This is a genomic window from Sabulibacter ruber (assembly GCF_017355955.1).
GTDB lineage: Bacteria > Bacteroidota > Bacteroidia > Cytophagales > Hymenobacteraceae > Nibribacter > Nibribacter ruber_A.
The window spans coordinates 972,171-987,173 of record NZ_JAFFID010000002.1 but is presented as its reverse complement, the minus strand read 5'-3'; the positions used below and the strand labels follow the sequence as shown (position 1 = coordinate 987,173).

Genomic DNA, 15,003 nt, shown 5'->3' with positions numbered 1-15,003 from the left:
ACTTGCTAAAACAGGAACCCAAAATTGAGGTTGAACAATTTTTCATCTTCGCCGGCGGTATAGGTCGCGTTGATGACGGCCTGCTTGAGCACGTCAATCCAGATACCGCCCCCTACGCCCCGGTGGATTTTATTGGAGCTTTCGCCATCGGCCCACACGCGGCCATGGTCTACCAAGCCCATTACCCCAAACTTGCCGGGGAACAGGTATACGTTGAATTTGAAGACCTCCAGCCTGATCTCGGTGTTCTGGTACAGGGAGCTGCGGCCGGCAAAACGGGTACGGCGGTAGCCTCTCAGGTTGGTCAATCCGCCCAGGGTGTTGGCCTGGTAAAAAGAGAAGTCCCCGAAGTTATGCGCCCCGCCAAACCGGGCGGCCAAGGTCAGCTGGAACGGCAGTCGCGGCCCGATGTAAAACATGAACTCAGATCCAACGCGGGTAAAGTTCTTGCCTTCTCCGCCAATCTGGTGGTTGTAGGAAACCTCGTTCAGCCATTTCAAGCCAATGCGTGGATTCACCGGCGTACTGACCGCCTGCAGGTTCATAAAGGCCCTTACCCCCGTAAACTGCTCCATGCCAAATACGTCTTCAGAGAAGATTTCATCTACATAGCGGCCAGGGTAATGTTGTAACTCAAACCGGTCATAGAACGGCCCAATTCCCAGCCTCACAAAGTGCGTGAAACTGGTATTGATGGTAGGGTTCACCAACATACGAGCCAGGCGTACGCGGTAATATTCTATATCATCGCGCTCCTGCCGGGTCTCGTTCCCTAACCCAAAGAAGTTGATCTGGTACTGCGGCCCGTAAATGGCGGCCTTTACGCCCAGGTCTAATTTATCATTGAAAATTTGCTTGAATTCTGAGTCATACCTGATGTTATAGGCCCGCGTGGCAAGCGCATAATTGGCCCGCAGGTAATGTTCAGAGGCATACGGCTTCTTCCGGAATTTATGGTTGCGGTACAGTAAACCACCGCCCAGGAACAGACCATCGTCTACGTTGTATTCAACAGAAAGCCGGGGCCCTAAGTAAGCCAGTTTGTAGTTATCGCGGTCATAGAGGTTGACGTCCTCAAAATCCTCGGTTTTATCTTCCGATTCACTGCTCAGGCTCAGCACGTTTTTCTCGCCGGTAAAGTCGTACACTTTGGTCCTGCGTACCCCACCGTTCACGTGCGATCTGTCTGTGATGGAGTCATTTCCTTCTCCGCCAATGATCCGGACCATGATGCCCCGGCCAACATCGCCGGTAACCTCAAACACATCATCTCCGCCTAAGCCGTACAGCCTGATTTCCTCGGTTTCGCCGTGGAAGAATTTGCGCCGGTACAGCTCTTTGCCAAGCGCCCCTTGGTTGGTGATCTTGCGCACAATGACATCGGTCTCCTCATTGTTGAGGCGGTTAATTTCAAATTTTTCGCGTTTGTCACTGCCGGCAATGTCTACGTCCTCGGCTAAGTGCACGTAATATTTCTCGGCTACTTTGGGCAGCAGATCCCGGCGCGATTTCAGTTTAGCCACAATCTCAGGACCAGAAAGCGGGTACACTTCCGGAGGCATCTGGCGGACGGCTTCTTCAATGGCCTGGTCAGTCAAAGAGTTCTTCATTTCGTTGGCCAGGGCAACCCACTGCTCCCGCGTTACGCTGGACAGGAAGGTGCGGTCTACGGTAAGGGCGGTTAGGTTGAGGCCTTTGTAATCGGCGTAATCTTTCCCGAAGTTCTGGAAGTTGCGCACCGCCCACCGGCGGCTCACCAGCCAGGGAATAAGACCATCGCCTTTGAAGAAAGCCACGTCGCGGTCTTCGGGCACCGGGCGGTAGGTACGGTTGTCTTCGCCGGAACGGGTCTCTACCCAGCGCCATTGGCCCTCGTGACGGTCCCAGTCGCCAATGAGCATGTCCAGCAGGCGGGCTCGGGCAAATTCCTGCTCGTTTACGCGGTTGTCATTGTCATTGCGTCTGCGCTCCAGCACTTTTTCTGTGCCCACAATATTAGTGGCGTTGCCCAGGCTGGCTACGTCTGAATGATCTTCATCGGCATCTTCTTCCAGGAAGGCCATGGTGTTGCTGAACTCATCCAGGTACTGGCGCAAACGCGGATCATTGGGAATATACACCAGTTTAGGGTTGGTGTGGTACACGCCGGCGGCATCTGCTAACCTGGCGGCAATGAGGGCTCCGTACGGATGCTGCGCCGAGATCTGGTCCTGTAGCAAATCTCGGGCGAAGGTTTCCTGCAAGGCCTCAGGCAAGACGTTGGTAGGGTCTTTGTTGATGGAGCGCAGGGTGTACTCGCGGCCTTCCTCGTTGCGGAGTTTCAGCGAGGCCGTCTGTTTTCCGCCTCCTTTTTGGTAAGGAGTCAAACCGCCTCTCTCGCGCTGTAAATCCAGTAACGGAAGCTTTATCGGCGTATCCCAAACCTGGCGGTAGTGCTGGCCCAGCAAGCTTTTCTTTACGCCTCCCCCGTTTGCATACACCGGGTTAGCCGGCAAAGTAATGGTGCTGTCTTTGTAGTCTTCGGTGGCAACGGCAATGTGCTCCTGCACGGTTCTGGTTTTGGCGTACATAGGCATCCGGAAGGTCATGACCCCGGCGGCATCACCGGCGTTTTCTGAGGTCCAGAATTCTACCCACGCCTCGCCGTTGCGGTAGTAGTTGATCTTGGCAAAGCCTTTGGTTTTATGGGCATACAGGGCATCGCCGCCGTCGCGGGCGTGCTGCGTTTTACAGCCCGAGCCGCTGATAATGTGCGGCAGTTTGCCGTGTTTGAAGTACTGCAGGTTATGCTCGTGCCCCGCTGCGTACACAATGTTGTCATACTTCTCAAACACGCCCAGCAAGCCTTTGATATACGCTTGGTAGCTTGGGTGCGGAATGTCCTGGCTGATGCCGCCGTACTTGCGGGCCAGCGGATAGATAGACCCGATGATGGGCAAAGGCAAGACAAAACCTTTTCTGAGGATGGTCAGGGGGAACAGGTGGTCTGTGAGCGTGAAGTACCCCCCGTGAATACCGGCGCTAAACAAGGGGTGGTGCCCCACTACCAGTATGTTTTTGCCCTGGTTTTTGGAAATGATGTCTTCCAGCTGCACCAGCATGTCTACCTCGTTCACCACGCCGCAGACGTTGTCATTGCCGTAAGGGCGCTCATACGGGTGCAGCCACCACTGGGAGTTGAGGGCAATCAACACAATGTCTTCTGAGATGAACGTCTCAAACGGACCAGGGCAGCCGTTGCCAGGCACAAAGAAATCGGTGCCTACTACAATGCTGCTGTCAGAGAGGTATTCTTCCACAAAGCGCTCCTCGCGGATCACGGCCTGCAGCCCGTCTGGGGTGCCGCTGCCGCCGCCCCAGTCATGGTTGCCGGGAATCATGTATTTCTCGCCTTTGTAGCCCTTCAGGATGTTGAGCTGGGCCTTCATGCGGTCCTCGGCGGTCTTGCGGTCATAAGCGTCTGGCTCTGGCAAGCCGTTGTGGTAAATGTTATCGCCCAGGTACACCACCGCGCTGTTTTCGCCGGCCACGTCAATCTGCGACTTGAGCAACATCAAGGTCGGGTCGGGTTTGTCTGTAAGAGGCGCGCCGGCATCGCCGATCAGGAAAACAGAGTAGACAATTTCAGAGGAATCTTTGGGTGTCTGTGCCTGCCAGTTAGTGACGGTGCGGTCGTAAAAAGGTCTTCCTGTGGTACAGGCTTGCATCAGCCAGATCACAGCCATTGGAAAGAAAAGGAGGTAGATGTATTTTTTTTTCATGAACAGGATTTGCAAAGCTTCCCACTACTGCGCCCGACCGGGTAATTGCGGCCGAAATCATTCCAATCCGGGAAAGCTGCTCTTTATACGGAGCCAAGGCCTCTGGGATAATCCCGATTCCTTTAAATAGCTTTCACAGAATATTTGCTCTATGACGTAAGGAGCAGGCTTTGGGTTAGAGAAAATAAAGAGAGACCCCGTGGCTTGCCTCTGCGCTCAGACAGCTTCTATTCTGGGCCTGTTTTCTGAAAAAGAGCACGGAAACAAATAAGCGTTAGAGAAAAAATTCAGCCGGATTGGGCCCAGGGAGGAAGCGGAATCTGAGCAGTGCTGAATCTCAGGAACTTCAAAGCAATAGTACCACCAATTTACTTTGCCGGTGTTTTGCCAAAAACAGGCTTAAAACCCGGGTTACTTCCTACCTAAGCCCCGTTAGCCAACCAACCAGCAGCAATTCTGCTAACCTTAAAAGGACATTTCGCGTTGTAGACCTTTGGATTCATCTACATTCAGCAACAGCCCACTTGCTGCTGCCGATAAAGTGCCACAGGCAGTACCGCTCTCACCTAATCTATGGAAAAAGAAGATCTCATCCGGAAAGCTGGCAATTACGTGTTCGCGCTTTTCAAGGAGAAATTGTCAAAGAAGCTGGTTTACCACAACTACAAACACACGTTTGAGGTGGTGAAGGAAGCCAAGTCATTGGCCGAAGGATGCAACCTATCTGAAGAGGAGATGGAGATCCTTACCCTGGCCGCCTGGTTTCATGACACCGGCTACATTAGCACCTACCAGAACCACGAAGAAGAAAGCGTAGACATTGCTACTGCTTTTCTGCGCGAGGAGGGATATCCAGAAGAAAAAATTGAGCAGGTTAACCAGTGTATCATGGCCACCCAGCAAGGCCAGATCACGCATCATCTCATTGAAGACCTTCTGGTAGATGCGGATATCGCCAACATTGGGAAAGACACCTTCTTTGCCACCGCCGAATTGCTGCGCGTGGAGTGGGAAATTTTCCAGAACCGAACGTTCTCTGACCTGGAGTGGGCCCAATTCCAGCTGGATTTCCTGCTATCGGTCAGTTTCCGGACGCAGCCGGCCCAGGCCAAATACTCCAAGCAACTCAGCAAAAACATTCAGGCGCAACGCAACCACCTGCAGGAATTGGCCAAGAAGAAAAAGAAGAAAGAGAAAAAGAACCGCGAGAACCTGGCCCAGCCCAAACGAGGCATCGAGACCATGTTCCGGAGCACGTATGACACCCACATCAGTCTTAGTGCCATTGCGGATAACAAAGCCAACATGATGATCAGTCTGAACGCTATTATCATGTCCATCATCATCACGTACCTGGGTACCAAGTCCTCTATCATTGGGGCCGAGTTCACCCGTAACCCCATCCTGATGATCCCGGTGGGGATTCTGCTGGCCACCACCCTGGCCTCGGTTATCTCGGCCATTATCTCGGCGCAGCCCGAGGTAACCAGTTTCCGCCTGCGGCCAGATAAACTCACCAGCCGGCGCATTAACCTGCTCTTTTTCGGGAATTTCACCAAAATCCCGCTGGAGGATTTCCAGAACGGGATGCATGATATCATGCGCGACAAGAATGCGCTCTACAACAACATGATCACCGATATTTATTACCTGGGAGATGTCCTGAAAAACAAGTACCGCCTCCTGCGTATTTCCTATACCATATTCATGATAGGCATTATCTTAACGGTGGTGTCTTTTGTGATTGCCATTGCCCGGTAAAATCCGTTTACTCCCTAAAACAGAAAGGGCTGCCATTCCTAAAATGGCAGCCCTTTCTGTTTTAGGGAGTGTTTGAAAGCAGTTACTTCTTCCTGTTCTGGTGGATCTGCTCACACAGGGCTTTCAACTGGTTCAGAGAGGCTTTCATAAAGCCTTTGATCTGCTTGCGGCCGAAGTAGTCGTAGAAATAATCGCCTACTGATACGCGGCTGTAGTGGAACTCTAGGGTAACGTTGGTTTCCTCATTGTCTTCGTACAAATAGTAGAAAATAAGCGAATTAGGGAACATCTTAAAGTTCGCCATTTTCTCAATTACCTCTATTTTCTCTGGGGTTACCCTGCTTTGCAGCGTCTGCATCTCAATGGAACCGCCCTTCTCCATCTCGCAGAGATAGTTGGTCCCAATGCGGTTTATCTTTTTGGTGTCAATCTGGGCGCTCTTCACGCGGTGCATCCATTTGGGCTTAAGCCGGTAGTTCTGGATGACGCGCAGCACCAACTCCACCGGCGCCTTGATACGGTCTTTCAGGGGAAAGGTATTGGGGTACTGCTTATGCGAGTGCTCTACCTCAGGATCGGTTACCAACAGCCGCAGGGGCGTGAGGAAAGCATACTTATAGCGGATTTCTCCCACGTGGTCATAGGCATTCATTCCCTCTTTCAGCTGGGTCCACTCAAAGTTCTGGGTTACCGCCTCCGGATCCTGGGTGTTGAGATAGCCTTCGGTCAGGAGCACGTATTCTGAGCCTTCTATGCTGTTTTTGAGCAGCCGGTGGGCCAGGATCACATCGGTGCCCATGAGTTTGATATGGTCTCTTATCTGGGTCACAGAAATGCGCCCGTAATGCACAACAATTTTGAGGGTGAGCTTGTTATCTGAGAGTTTGGGACCGGGCATTAGCTCATCCCGCTCCATGATGCGCAGGTAATTCTGGAAATCCAGGAAAATCTGTTTGCACTGGCTTACCAGCTGGTCAATGGCCGGCGGATCTCCCAGTTTGTAGAACAGAATAGCATCGCCCTGGATCTCACACACCTCCATGTTCAGGATATTGGCCTCAATGATTATCTCCAGCAGGTCTGCAATGAGGTTACGGCTGTACCGTACGCCGTTTTCATGCATGAAACGCGTAAAGCCACTAATATCAGGGATGAACAGCAGCGCAGGCTGCGTGTCATCCGCCTCATGGGGTGCTAGAGAAATATTGGTCACTGTTGACTCCATGGAATACAATCAAAATCAGAAGCCTTTCAGCTATGCTCTTCAATGGGAGTACCCATTTGGGTTACCTTCCAACGCCACATATACGTGAATAATGGCTATTCATTTGCCTTAAGCGGGCACTTGTTTCGAAAATTTTCCTGAAGCTGACAATAGGGCCTTGCCAACTGCTCTAATATTCCTGTGGATGTTGAAAAGATTACTTAAAACGGAACAGAAAGGCTCAAAAAGAAAGGTCGCGGGTTTCCTTTAGGGAAAGGGAGTGCAGAGCAAATGTAATAAGCGATGCAAAGCCCTGCCTTAATAGAGTTACTATTGTTAGTTTAGATTTCTTCTTTTTAAAGAGTTTTTGCGGAAGAAGCCGGCAAACAGAAAGGGGTGAGAAACCAATGATTTGGTTTCTCACCCCTTTCAAAAAAACGACGGATCAACTTAGGAATTAGCCTCTGCGTTTTTAGGCTTACGGCCTCTTTTGGCACCTGCTGGTTTGTTCATTGAATCTGGGATCTGGTTTAAAGCCTCGTTCATTTGGCTGAAAATACCCAACATCAATTGAACATCTTCCACATTTTGACACTCACGGATTACCTCCATTTGCATCTTGTCAAGTTTACTTTTTAGTTGCTCTTTCATGATGAATGTGTTGTTAGGAAATAAAGTCTGCGCAAATATATTAATTACCCTTAATATTCAGCCAACCCCCACAATTTATTCTGGTTTATTTACACTACGAGTATTGAAAATGAATTTGTTTCCATTTTTCTCAAATTAAGCGTTTTATACATCCTTTTTATTAAGGCGCTATTAGCTAAAAAGAACCAATTTACCTTTCTTTAAAATCCTGTGCAGAAATTGTGTCTTACGCACAAGGCTCCCTGGACTTTAACCGGTGCAATAAAATTCAGTCAGATTTGATGCCGCCGTATTTCTTCACAATCAAAATTCATTTACTTTTGCAACCACCTGGAGGTAGCCACCTTTAAAGGAGGCCTCGTAGTTCAACGGATAGAATAGACGTTTCCTAAACGTTTGATCTGGGTTCGATTCCCGGCGAGGCCACTACCTTCCCTTTCCCCCACCTGTTCATCTCTAAAGGATTAATTGGCAGCTTTTGAAAAGTTTGCCCAGCTATCTCTATGTGTTTTGCTTAACATAGCAGTTCACACCCTCTTCTGTTTTTAACCTGAATTACAGAAATTAGTCTTATTTTAACCTAACGCACATAGTTGATTTATCTGCAATTATATACCGTAGTATTCCCTATAATCTAATCCGTAAAACTTCAATCGCCCCAATGAGCCTTATTTGATAAATACTAAGATTTGCTTTTTGGGGCAGAAAAATCTCTAGTATCAAAAATGCCGATAATTGACCTCCCGCAGAACCTCATAGACACTTCAATGTTCAATAGAGAGGATTTAACTTTTTAATTTAATTACAAAAAGTACCTGGGCTAAAAGCATTGACTCCTTCCTTCAATTTACCTGCAAAGACAGAACAGCAATGCCCAGCATTTCTGGTTTCTAAAAGATAGTAAGCATTGAAATGGAAGCCAGACCATGAATTTGCTCAACAGCCGTAAATAAAAAAGGCAAAGCTTTACGCTTTGCCTTCTGTTATATGAGATGCTTAGAGCTAACGAAGAATCACTTTCCTGATTTCGCTATACGTGGGGGTTTCCAGTTTTACGTAATACAAACCTTTGGCTAATTTGTTTAAGTCTAAGGTTTTGGCGTATCGGGCTTCCGGGTCTTGGATCACTTCCCGGTACACCACATTGCCTATCACGTTCAGAATCTTTAAATCGGTCTTTTTTCCTTCAAAGCCATCTAATGAAATGGTAATCACGCCACTAGACGGATTGGGGAACACAGACATTGACTGTTCCTCATTTGCTGCTTTAGCTTCTTGGCTCTGTTCGGTGGGCAACGCCCGAGGCTTCACCTGGGCCGGCAATTCTAAGAAGCTGAAACAAATAAGAAGTAAGAGTATAAGGTGTTTCATGTGTTTTTCCTTAATGTTGAATACCAGAACTTTACAGTTCCCATACTTGACTTTACGAGCAACGCGGCACTGGGTTTTGCATTTTAAGAGAAACAAACAAGCCAATTTCCTGTTATAATTCGTCAGTTATTGCATTAAACCATTATTCCTTTATGAACACCCGCAAAGTCATAATTATTGGTGGAGGTTTAGCTGGTTTAATCAATGCTTTGCAACTATCAGGCCAAGGCGCAGAGGTAACCGTTATTGAGAAAAAGAAGTACCCTTTTCACAAAGTCTGTGGTGAATACATCTCCAACGAGGTCATCCCCTACCTGCAAACCCTTGGAATTGAAGCAGATGCTCTTCAACCGGCCCACTTAACCCATTTTCAGCTTTCCTCCCCGGCAGGCCGCCTGCTGCAGACTCCGCTGGACCTGGGCGGGTTTGGTGTAAGCCGGTACCGGTTAGATTATTTCCTCTTTGAGCAGGCGCAGCGCCAGGGGGCAGTGTTCAGGCAGCAGGTGAGCGCCACAGATGTCTCTTTTGACGGTCAGCTGTTCACCGTTAGCCTCTCCACCGGAGAAACGTTGCAGGCTCCTGTGGTGATTGGTGCATACGGCAAACGCAGCACCCTGGACAGAAAGTTCAACCGCTCGTTTTTTGAGGAACGATCTCCGTATCTGGCAGTTAAATACCACCTGCGCACCCAACTGCCCAAGCATGTCATTGCCCTCCACAACTTCTCAGACGGGTACGCCGGGGTTTCGGCCATTGAAGAGGACCGATACTGCTTTTGCTATCTCACCACGCGCCAGAACCTCAAGAAACACGGCACCATTCAGGAACTGGAAGCACGTGAGCTAAGCAAGAACCCGCACTTACTGGACCTCTTCCGGAACAGTGAGTCTTTGTATGCCCAGCCAGAAGTCATCAATGAAATCTCGTTTGCCCCCAAAGCCTGCATAGAAGACCATGTGCTCATGAGCGGCGATGCGGCAGGCCTTATTACGCCCTTGTGCGGCAACGGCATGGCCATGGCTATCCATTCGGCCAAGATTCTGTCTGCCCAGGTTCTGCTTTTCCTGAACGGCCAGCAGACCCGGCCACAACTGGAAGCAAATTACACAAGATTATGGAACCAGCAATTTGGGGCCAGGCTACAGACCGGCCGGTTGGTGCAACGCCTGTTCGGGCATCCGGTGCTGTCTGAAATAGCGGTGACCACTCTCAGGCAACTTCCTTTTGCGCTAAAAGCCATCATGAAACGCACCCATGGCAAGCCTTTCTGATTATTCCGTTTTCATGCCCGTTTCTGTAAAACAAGGGCAAAACACCCTTTCTGAGCATCGTCTTTGAGCCGCAGAGCAGCGCCAGGTTTCTTCTGGCATAGCAAGCTCCTAAAACCTAGACCGGCTCCAGAGAGTATGGGAACAACGGCGGATGCTATTCCTTTCTTCAGGTTGCCAGGGCAAAACACCTACTGCTTTTAAACATCTTGCCGCTTTTTTGCTTATACTTAAGATATGAAGAGTTACCTCTGCGCCATCGGCACGGCTAATCCCCCGCATGCTTTTCCTCAGCAGCAGATTGCTGATTTTATGGCCGAGGCGCTTCAGTTAGACGAGCAAGACACCCGCAAGCTAAAGGCCTTGTACCGCGTCTCGGGCATTGACCAACGCCACACCGCCTTGCCAGACTATGGCCGGCAGAACGGCGATTTTGAGTTTTACCCCAACACGCCCGGGCTGGAGCCTTTCCCTACGGTGGGCGACCGCATGCGCGAGTACCGCAAAGCCGCGTTGCCCCTCTCTGTGACAGCGGCGCAGGAGTGCCTGTCCCAGGTGCCAGACCTCAAGGTAAGCCAGATCACGCACCTGATCACGGTCAGTTGCACCGGCATGTACGCCCCGGGGTTGGACATTGAACTGGTAGAGGCATTAGGCCTGCCTCCGCAGGTACAGCGTACGTGCGTGTATTTTATGGGCTGCTACGCTGCGTTCAACGCCTTAAAGCTAGCCGATACCATTTGCAGGGCCCATGCCGATGCCCGCGTGCTCATTGTCTGCACCGAGCTTTGCACCCTCCATTTCCAGAAACAAACCGAAAGCGATCACCTGGTCTCCAACGCGCTCTTCGCCGATGGCGCCGCTGCCGTCTTGGTGAGCCCTCAGCCACTCTCGCCTTTGTCTTTGCGGGTAGATGCCTTCCACTGCGATCTGGCTCCGTCGGGGCAAAAGGAAATGGCGTGGCACATCCATGACTTCGGGTTTGAGATGACGCTTTCTTCTTACGTGCCGGCCTTGATCAAACAGGGCATTGTGCAACTCACCCAATCTTTGCTGCAGAAACTGAATTTAAAGCTGGAAGATGTGGATCTGTTTGCCATCCACCCGGGCGGTCGCAAGATCCTGGAGGTGATAGAACAGGCGCTGGGGCTTTCGGCCAAACACAACAAACACGCCTACCAGGTGCTGCGGCAGTTCGGGAACATGTCGTCGGCCACGGTCTTGTTTGTGCTGCGGGCCCTGTGGGAAGAACTGCAGCCAGACCGCCACGAGGCGCCTATCCTTAGCTTTGCCTTCGGCCCGGGCCTCACGCTGGAATCCATGCTTCTTTCAGTGCACTATGTTTAAGCAGCGGTCTACGGAACTGGAGCTGATGGATGACCTCACGCTGGCCAGCGAGGACCTGCGCCGCAACCTGGAGGAACTGGAGTTTATCAACGTGTGGCTGGGCGGTCACGATGTGGTGCGCAACGGCTTACAGCAAATCATCCGGCATCCGTTTTCTGGCCCTTTTTCAGAAAAGAAGCTCAAAATAGCCGATCTGGGCAGCGGCGGCGGAGACACCCTGCGCATGGTGGCCCGCTGGGCCCGGCAAAACCAACTCTCCGTGGAACTGGTGGGGGTAGACGCCAACGCGTTTATGCTCCAGTACAGCACCTCGCTCAGCCAGGACTACCCTGAGATCTCCTACCGGCAGTATGATGTGTTCTCAGAGGAGTTTGCCCGGGAGAAGTTTGACATTGTGATCTGCAGCCTGTTTCTGCACCATTTCACAGACCGGGCGTTGGCCAGTTTACTCGCGCAGCTCAGGCAGCAGGTGCGCCTGGCCGTGCTTATCAATGACATCCACCGGCATCCGCTGGCGTATTATTCCATCAAAGGGTTCACTCAGGTGTTTTCCCGTTCTTACCTGGTGAAGAACGATGCCCCTCTCTCGGTGCTGCGCTCGTTCACCCGCTCAGACTGGCAGCGCATTCTGGCCAAAGCCGGCATTTCCACGTATCAGATCAAATGGAAATGGGCATTCAGGTGGCAGATTGTTTTTGGCCCCATTTCAGAAAAATAGCACCAAAATCAAAAATATTCCATAACTTACTATAACAGAATAAGTTCTGCGGTAAATACTTAGTATAAAACCGGCAGCTCTTCTTCTGGGAAAGCGCAGATTCTGGATGAGCTGGTATTGTTGGCGCTTATTGTTTCACCAAATCTTTACCCATGGGCCGAAGTTCCTCAAAACAACCACTTCAATTCTGGCTGCTTTTAGCGGCATCTGTTCTTTTATCAGCCATGGTCATCAGCCTGTTTTTTGAGACAATGAAGGTGATGATCTACTTACTGATGGTGCTTCTGCTGGTACCAGCCATTTACCTGGTACTGAAACGTTCCCTCCCTTACCTCAGAACCTCCGACACCAAGCTTAAAACCCGCATTTGATGGTAGCGCGTAGTGCGGATCAGGTAGCAAGACTTTTTTGTCGTGATGCCTGATACGCACTACCAACTTAAAAGAAGATCTGCTGCGCGAGCCGGAAGGTATTGGCGTGCGCCTCTACTATGTCTGCGATGCGGGTGGAATAGCCGCCGCCCATGCTGGCGCAGACGGGCACGTTATGCTGATGGCACAGCTCCAGCACCAGGCGATCGCGTTCTTTGCAGCCGGCGTGGGTAAGCGCCAGTTTGCCCAGTTTGTCTGAGGAAAGCACGTCTACCCCGCTCTGGAAAAACACGAAATCTGGCTCAACACGGTCCAGGAGGGCGGGCAGGTGTTCGCGCAGCAGCTGTAGATAGGCGGCGTCTTCTATGCCATCGGGCAAAGGCACATCTAGATCAGATTTCTCTTTGTGCAGCGGGTAGTTGTTGCCGCCGTGCATGCTAAACGTGAACACCCGGGGCTCATGCGCGAAGATCTGGGCGGTACCGTTGCCCTGGTGTACATCCAGATCCACAATAAGGATCTGGTGCGCCTTGCCTTCGTCTAATAAGTACTGCGCCGCCAGGGCATTGTCATTGAGCAGGCAAAACCCCTCTCCCCGGTCAGTGAAGGCGTGGTGCGTGCCGCCCGCAATGTTCATGGCCACGCCGTACTGCAGGGCAAACTCTGCCGCCTGCACCGTGCCGCCCATAATAATGATTTCCCTTTCCACCAATTCTTTAGACAGCGGAAACCCGGTCTTTCTGATCTCAGAGGCAGTCAGTTCCAGGTGGCTTAATCTCCGCCAGTAGTCTTTCTCGTGCACCCGCACAATTTGGTTTTCCGGTAGAGCCGTGGGCTTGAAAAAATTCTCCTGGCTTACCGTTCCTTCGTACAACAATTGTTCGGGCAGCAACTCGTACTTGAGCATGGGAAACCGATGGTTCTCGGGCAAAGGGTGAGCGTACTCTGGTGACCAGGCAATCTTAAGCATATTCTGGAGCGAAGGGTATAGGTATTTTCCTACTTTACTACTTGCGTTCGACGACAAAAGCAAGACCTATTTTGCCGTGCTTTTGACGTGCAACATTATAAGCAAGACGCAGTATAAGAGGTAACCCGAAATAACACAAAGGGTTTAACAACTGACATCAAAAGTACGATAGACTATGAAAAAACTTACTTTGCTTTTAATATGTACGTTCATATTTGGTGCCGCCCAGGCCCAGGAGCGCGTCTTGAACCGGGGAGTCATCAACCATAACGAAGAAACCGGCGGCTTGGACCGCAACAACAGCGGTTTTGGGGTGAAAGGCGGGGTGCTTTTCAACACGCTGTACGGCGATGGCAAAGACTTTCTCACAAACGTAAAAACCGCCACTAACTGGCACGCAGGTTTCTACTCACAGTTCAGTTTAGGCCGGGTATTCTCCATTCAACCGGAGGCCCTGTACTCTCGTCGCGAAGTGAAGTCTGATGACGGTAACATGCAATTTGACTACATTGACGTACCGGTGCTGGGCGTGGTGAACCTTACAGACAACATCAGTATCCATGCCGGCCCGCAGGTGGGCGTGATGCTTACTGCCAAGCAGGATGACAAGGAAATAGACAAAGAAGGGTACAACAGCTTTGACTACGGTGCGGCGGCCGGTTTGGAGGCCAAGGTGTTCATCTTCCGGTTAGGAGGCCGTTACTACCGCAGCTTTGGCGATCTTGGCAAGTTTGACTCTGCCAATGCCCAGCGTTTCATGAATGATGTGAAGACGGGCAACTTTCAGGTTTATTTAGGCGTAGGCTTCTAGTAAGCGTTAATAAAGGGTTTAGGCAAAATGGATGTCTCTGCTAAGAGGCATCCATTTTTGTTGTCTGTCATTTCTAGCCTGTTTCCCTGGAATTAGCTCTAAAACGCAAGAGCCGGTAGTGGATGCTACCGGCTCTTTTACATTTACATTAGCGTTCTCTGCAGAAGGCTTAGAATGAACTGTGTTTCCCTTCAGCAAATTCTTCAATCATCTTTTGGTTGAAGGCCGGGATATCATCGGGCTTACGGCTGGTGACCAAACCGTTATCGGTGACTACTTCCTCGTCTACCCAGGTGGCTCCGGCGTTGGTGAGGTCAGATTTGAGCGATGGCCAACTAGTCATTGTACGGCCTTGCACCGCCTGGGCCTCAATCAAGGTCCAGGGGCCGTGGCAGATGGCCGCAATGGGTTTGCCGTTATCGCTGAAAGCCCGCACAAACGCAACCGCCTGGGGGTTCACACGCAGGTAGTCTGGGTTCATGACTCCGCCGGGCAGCAAGAGCGCATCATAGTCAGCGGCCGTGGCTTGCTTCAGGTCTACGTCTACGTTAAACTCTTTCCCCCAATCGGTCATGTCCCAGCCTTTCACGGTACCAGACTGTGGGGAGATGATATGGGCCTCAGCACCGGCTTCTTCCAGGGCGGCTTTCGGCTTTTCCAGTTCTATCTGTTCAAACCCGTTCTCTACTAAAATGGCAATTTTCTTGCCGGCAAGTTTTTGTGACATGGCAGTACGTTTATCTTACTGTTAAAATCGTATAGGAGTGTAC

General features: G+C 50.8%; 12 protein-coding genes and 1 tRNA gene. 7 read left to right on the top strand and 6 right to left on the bottom strand.

What is annotated here, in order from left to right:
- Positions 1–5 precede the first annotated feature (5 nt).
- A complete protein-coding gene (locus JT719_RS15400; protein WP_242693264.1) occupies positions 6–3,761 on the bottom strand; it encodes a metallophosphoesterase in 3,756 nt (1,251 codons plus the stop codon).
- Between the two features lie 573 nt (positions 3,762–4,334).
- On the opposite strand from JT719_RS15400, the gene JT719_RS15395 reads away from it, so the two are divergent.
- On the top strand, positions 4,335–5,522 hold the full coding sequence (locus tag JT719_RS15395) for a Pycsar system effector family protein (RefSeq protein ID WP_207434205.1): 1,188 nt from the start codon (positions 4,335–4,337) through the stop codon (positions 5,520–5,522).
- Between the two features lie 82 nt (positions 5,523–5,604).
- Here JT719_RS15395 and JT719_RS15390 read toward each other — a convergent pair whose 3' ends face one another.
- Together JT719_RS15390 and JT719_RS15385 are read right to left on the bottom strand one after the other, a co-directional pair.
- Positions 5,605–6,747, bottom strand: coding sequence for a DUF2652 domain-containing protein (locus JT719_RS15390; RefSeq protein ID WP_207434204.1), 1,143 nt, complete (start codon positions 6,745–6,747; stop codon positions 5,605–5,607).
- 429 nt (positions 6,748–7,176) lie between these two features.
- The gene (locus JT719_RS15385; protein WP_207434203.1) at positions 7,177–7,377 is read right to left on the bottom strand and encodes a hypothetical protein; all 201 of its coding nucleotides are present in this window, start codon (positions 7,375–7,377) and stop codon (positions 7,177–7,179) included.
- 354 nt (positions 7,378–7,731) lie between these two features.
- Between JT719_RS15385 and JT719_RS15380 the strand changes: the two genes are divergently transcribed.
- Positions 7,732–7,803 (top strand) — tRNA-Arg (locus JT719_RS15380).
- Positions 7,804–8,379: 576 nt separating this feature from the next.
- On the opposite strand, the gene JT719_RS15375 is transcribed toward JT719_RS15380, so the two are convergent.
- Positions 8,380–8,748 (bottom strand): T9SS type A sorting domain-containing protein, encoded by a 369-nt coding sequence (locus JT719_RS15375; protein WP_207434202.1) that lies wholly within the window; start codon positions 8,746–8,748, stop codon positions 8,380–8,382.
- A 152-nt stretch (positions 8,749–8,900) separates the two neighbouring features.
- Here JT719_RS15375 and JT719_RS15370 point away from each other — a divergent pair, with 152 nt between their 5' ends.
- The 4 genes from JT719_RS15370 (at position 8,901) to JT719_RS15355 (ending at position 12,452) form a co-directional block, all read left to right on the top strand.
- The gene (locus JT719_RS15370; RefSeq protein ID WP_207434201.1) at positions 8,901–10,019 is read left to right on the top strand and encodes an NAD(P)/FAD-dependent oxidoreductase; all 1,119 of its coding nucleotides are present in this window, start codon (positions 8,901–8,903) and stop codon (positions 10,017–10,019) included.
- Positions 10,020–10,253: 234 nt separating this feature from the next.
- Positions 10,254–11,363 carry a type III polyketide synthase gene (locus tag JT719_RS15365; protein WP_207434200.1) on the top strand — a complete coding sequence of 370 codons (1,110 nt, stop codon included), beginning with the start codon at positions 10,254–10,256 and terminating at the stop codon, positions 11,361–11,363.
- Positions 11,356–12,081: a methyltransferase domain-containing protein gene (locus JT719_RS15360; protein ID WP_207434199.1), complete on the top strand. Its 726-nt coding sequence runs from the start codon at positions 11,356–11,358 to the stop codon at positions 12,079–12,081. Before JT719_RS15365 ends, JT719_RS15360 begins: the two co-directional genes overlap by 8 nt.
- 224 nt (positions 12,082–12,305) lie before the next feature.
- Positions 12,306–12,452, top strand: coding sequence for a hypothetical protein (locus tag JT719_RS15355; RefSeq protein WP_207434198.1), 147 nt, complete (start codon positions 12,306–12,308; stop codon positions 12,450–12,452).
- Between the two features lie 67 nt (positions 12,453–12,519).
- Here JT719_RS15355 and JT719_RS15350 read toward each other — a convergent pair whose 3' ends face one another.
- Positions 12,520–13,422, bottom strand: coding sequence for a histone deacetylase family protein (locus JT719_RS15350; protein WP_207434197.1), 903 nt, complete (start codon positions 13,420–13,422; stop codon positions 12,520–12,522).
- A gap of 175 nt (positions 13,423–13,597) precedes the next feature.
- On the opposite strand from JT719_RS15350, the gene JT719_RS15345 reads away from it, so the two are divergent.
- On the top strand, positions 13,598–14,233 hold the full coding sequence (locus tag JT719_RS15345) for a porin family protein (protein WP_207434196.1): 636 nt from the start codon (positions 13,598–13,600) through the stop codon (positions 14,231–14,233).
- A gap of 169 nt (positions 14,234–14,402) precedes the next feature.
- Here the strand turns inward: JT719_RS15345 and JT719_RS15340 are convergent, their stop codons facing one another.
- A complete protein-coding gene (locus JT719_RS15340; protein WP_207434195.1) occupies positions 14,403–14,960 on the bottom strand; it encodes a type 1 glutamine amidotransferase domain-containing protein in 558 nt (185 codons plus the stop codon).
- Positions 14,961–15,003 lie beyond the last annotated feature (43 nt).

Excerpts from the sequence above, each read along its gene's own strand:
- JT719_RS15400 (WP_242693264.1), bottom strand. The coding sequence starts at position 3,761 with ATGAAAAAAAAATACATCTACCTCCTTTTCTTTCCAATGGCTGTGATC.
- JT719_RS15395 (WP_207434205.1), top strand. The coding sequence starts at position 4,335 with ATGGAAAAAGAAGATCTCATCCGGAAAGCTGGCAATTACGTGTTCGCG.
- JT719_RS15390 (WP_207434204.1), bottom strand. The coding sequence starts at position 6,747 with ATGGAGTCAACAGTGACCAATATTTCTCTAGCACCCCATGAGGCGGAT.
- JT719_RS15385 (WP_207434203.1), bottom strand. The coding sequence starts at position 7,377 with ATGAAAGAGCAACTAAAAAGTAAACTTGACAAGATGCAAATGGAGGTA.
- JT719_RS15375 (WP_207434202.1), bottom strand. The coding sequence starts at position 8,748 with ATGAAACACCTTATACTCTTACTTCTTATTTGTTTCAGCTTCTTAGAA.
- JT719_RS15370 (WP_207434201.1), top strand. The coding sequence starts at position 8,901 with ATGAACACCCGCAAAGTCATAATTATTGGTGGAGGTTTAGCTGGTTTA.
- JT719_RS15365 (WP_207434200.1), top strand. The coding sequence starts at position 10,254 with ATGAAGAGTTACCTCTGCGCCATCGGCACGGCTAATCCCCCGCATGCT.
- JT719_RS15360 (WP_207434199.1), top strand. The coding sequence starts at position 11,356 with ATGTTTAAGCAGCGGTCTACGGAACTGGAGCTGATGGATGACCTCACG.
- JT719_RS15355 (WP_207434198.1), top strand. The coding sequence starts at position 12,306 with ATGGTCATCAGCCTGTTTTTTGAGACAATGAAGGTGATGATCTACTTA.
- JT719_RS15350 (WP_207434197.1), bottom strand. The coding sequence starts at position 13,422 with ATGCTTAAGATTGCCTGGTCACCAGAGTACGCTCACCCTTTGCCCGAG.
- JT719_RS15345 (WP_207434196.1), top strand. The coding sequence starts at position 13,598 with ATGAAAAAACTTACTTTGCTTTTAATATGTACGTTCATATTTGGTGCC.
- JT719_RS15340 (WP_207434195.1), bottom strand. The coding sequence starts at position 14,960 with ATGTCACAAAAACTTGCCGGCAAGAAAATTGCCATTTTAGTAGAGAAC.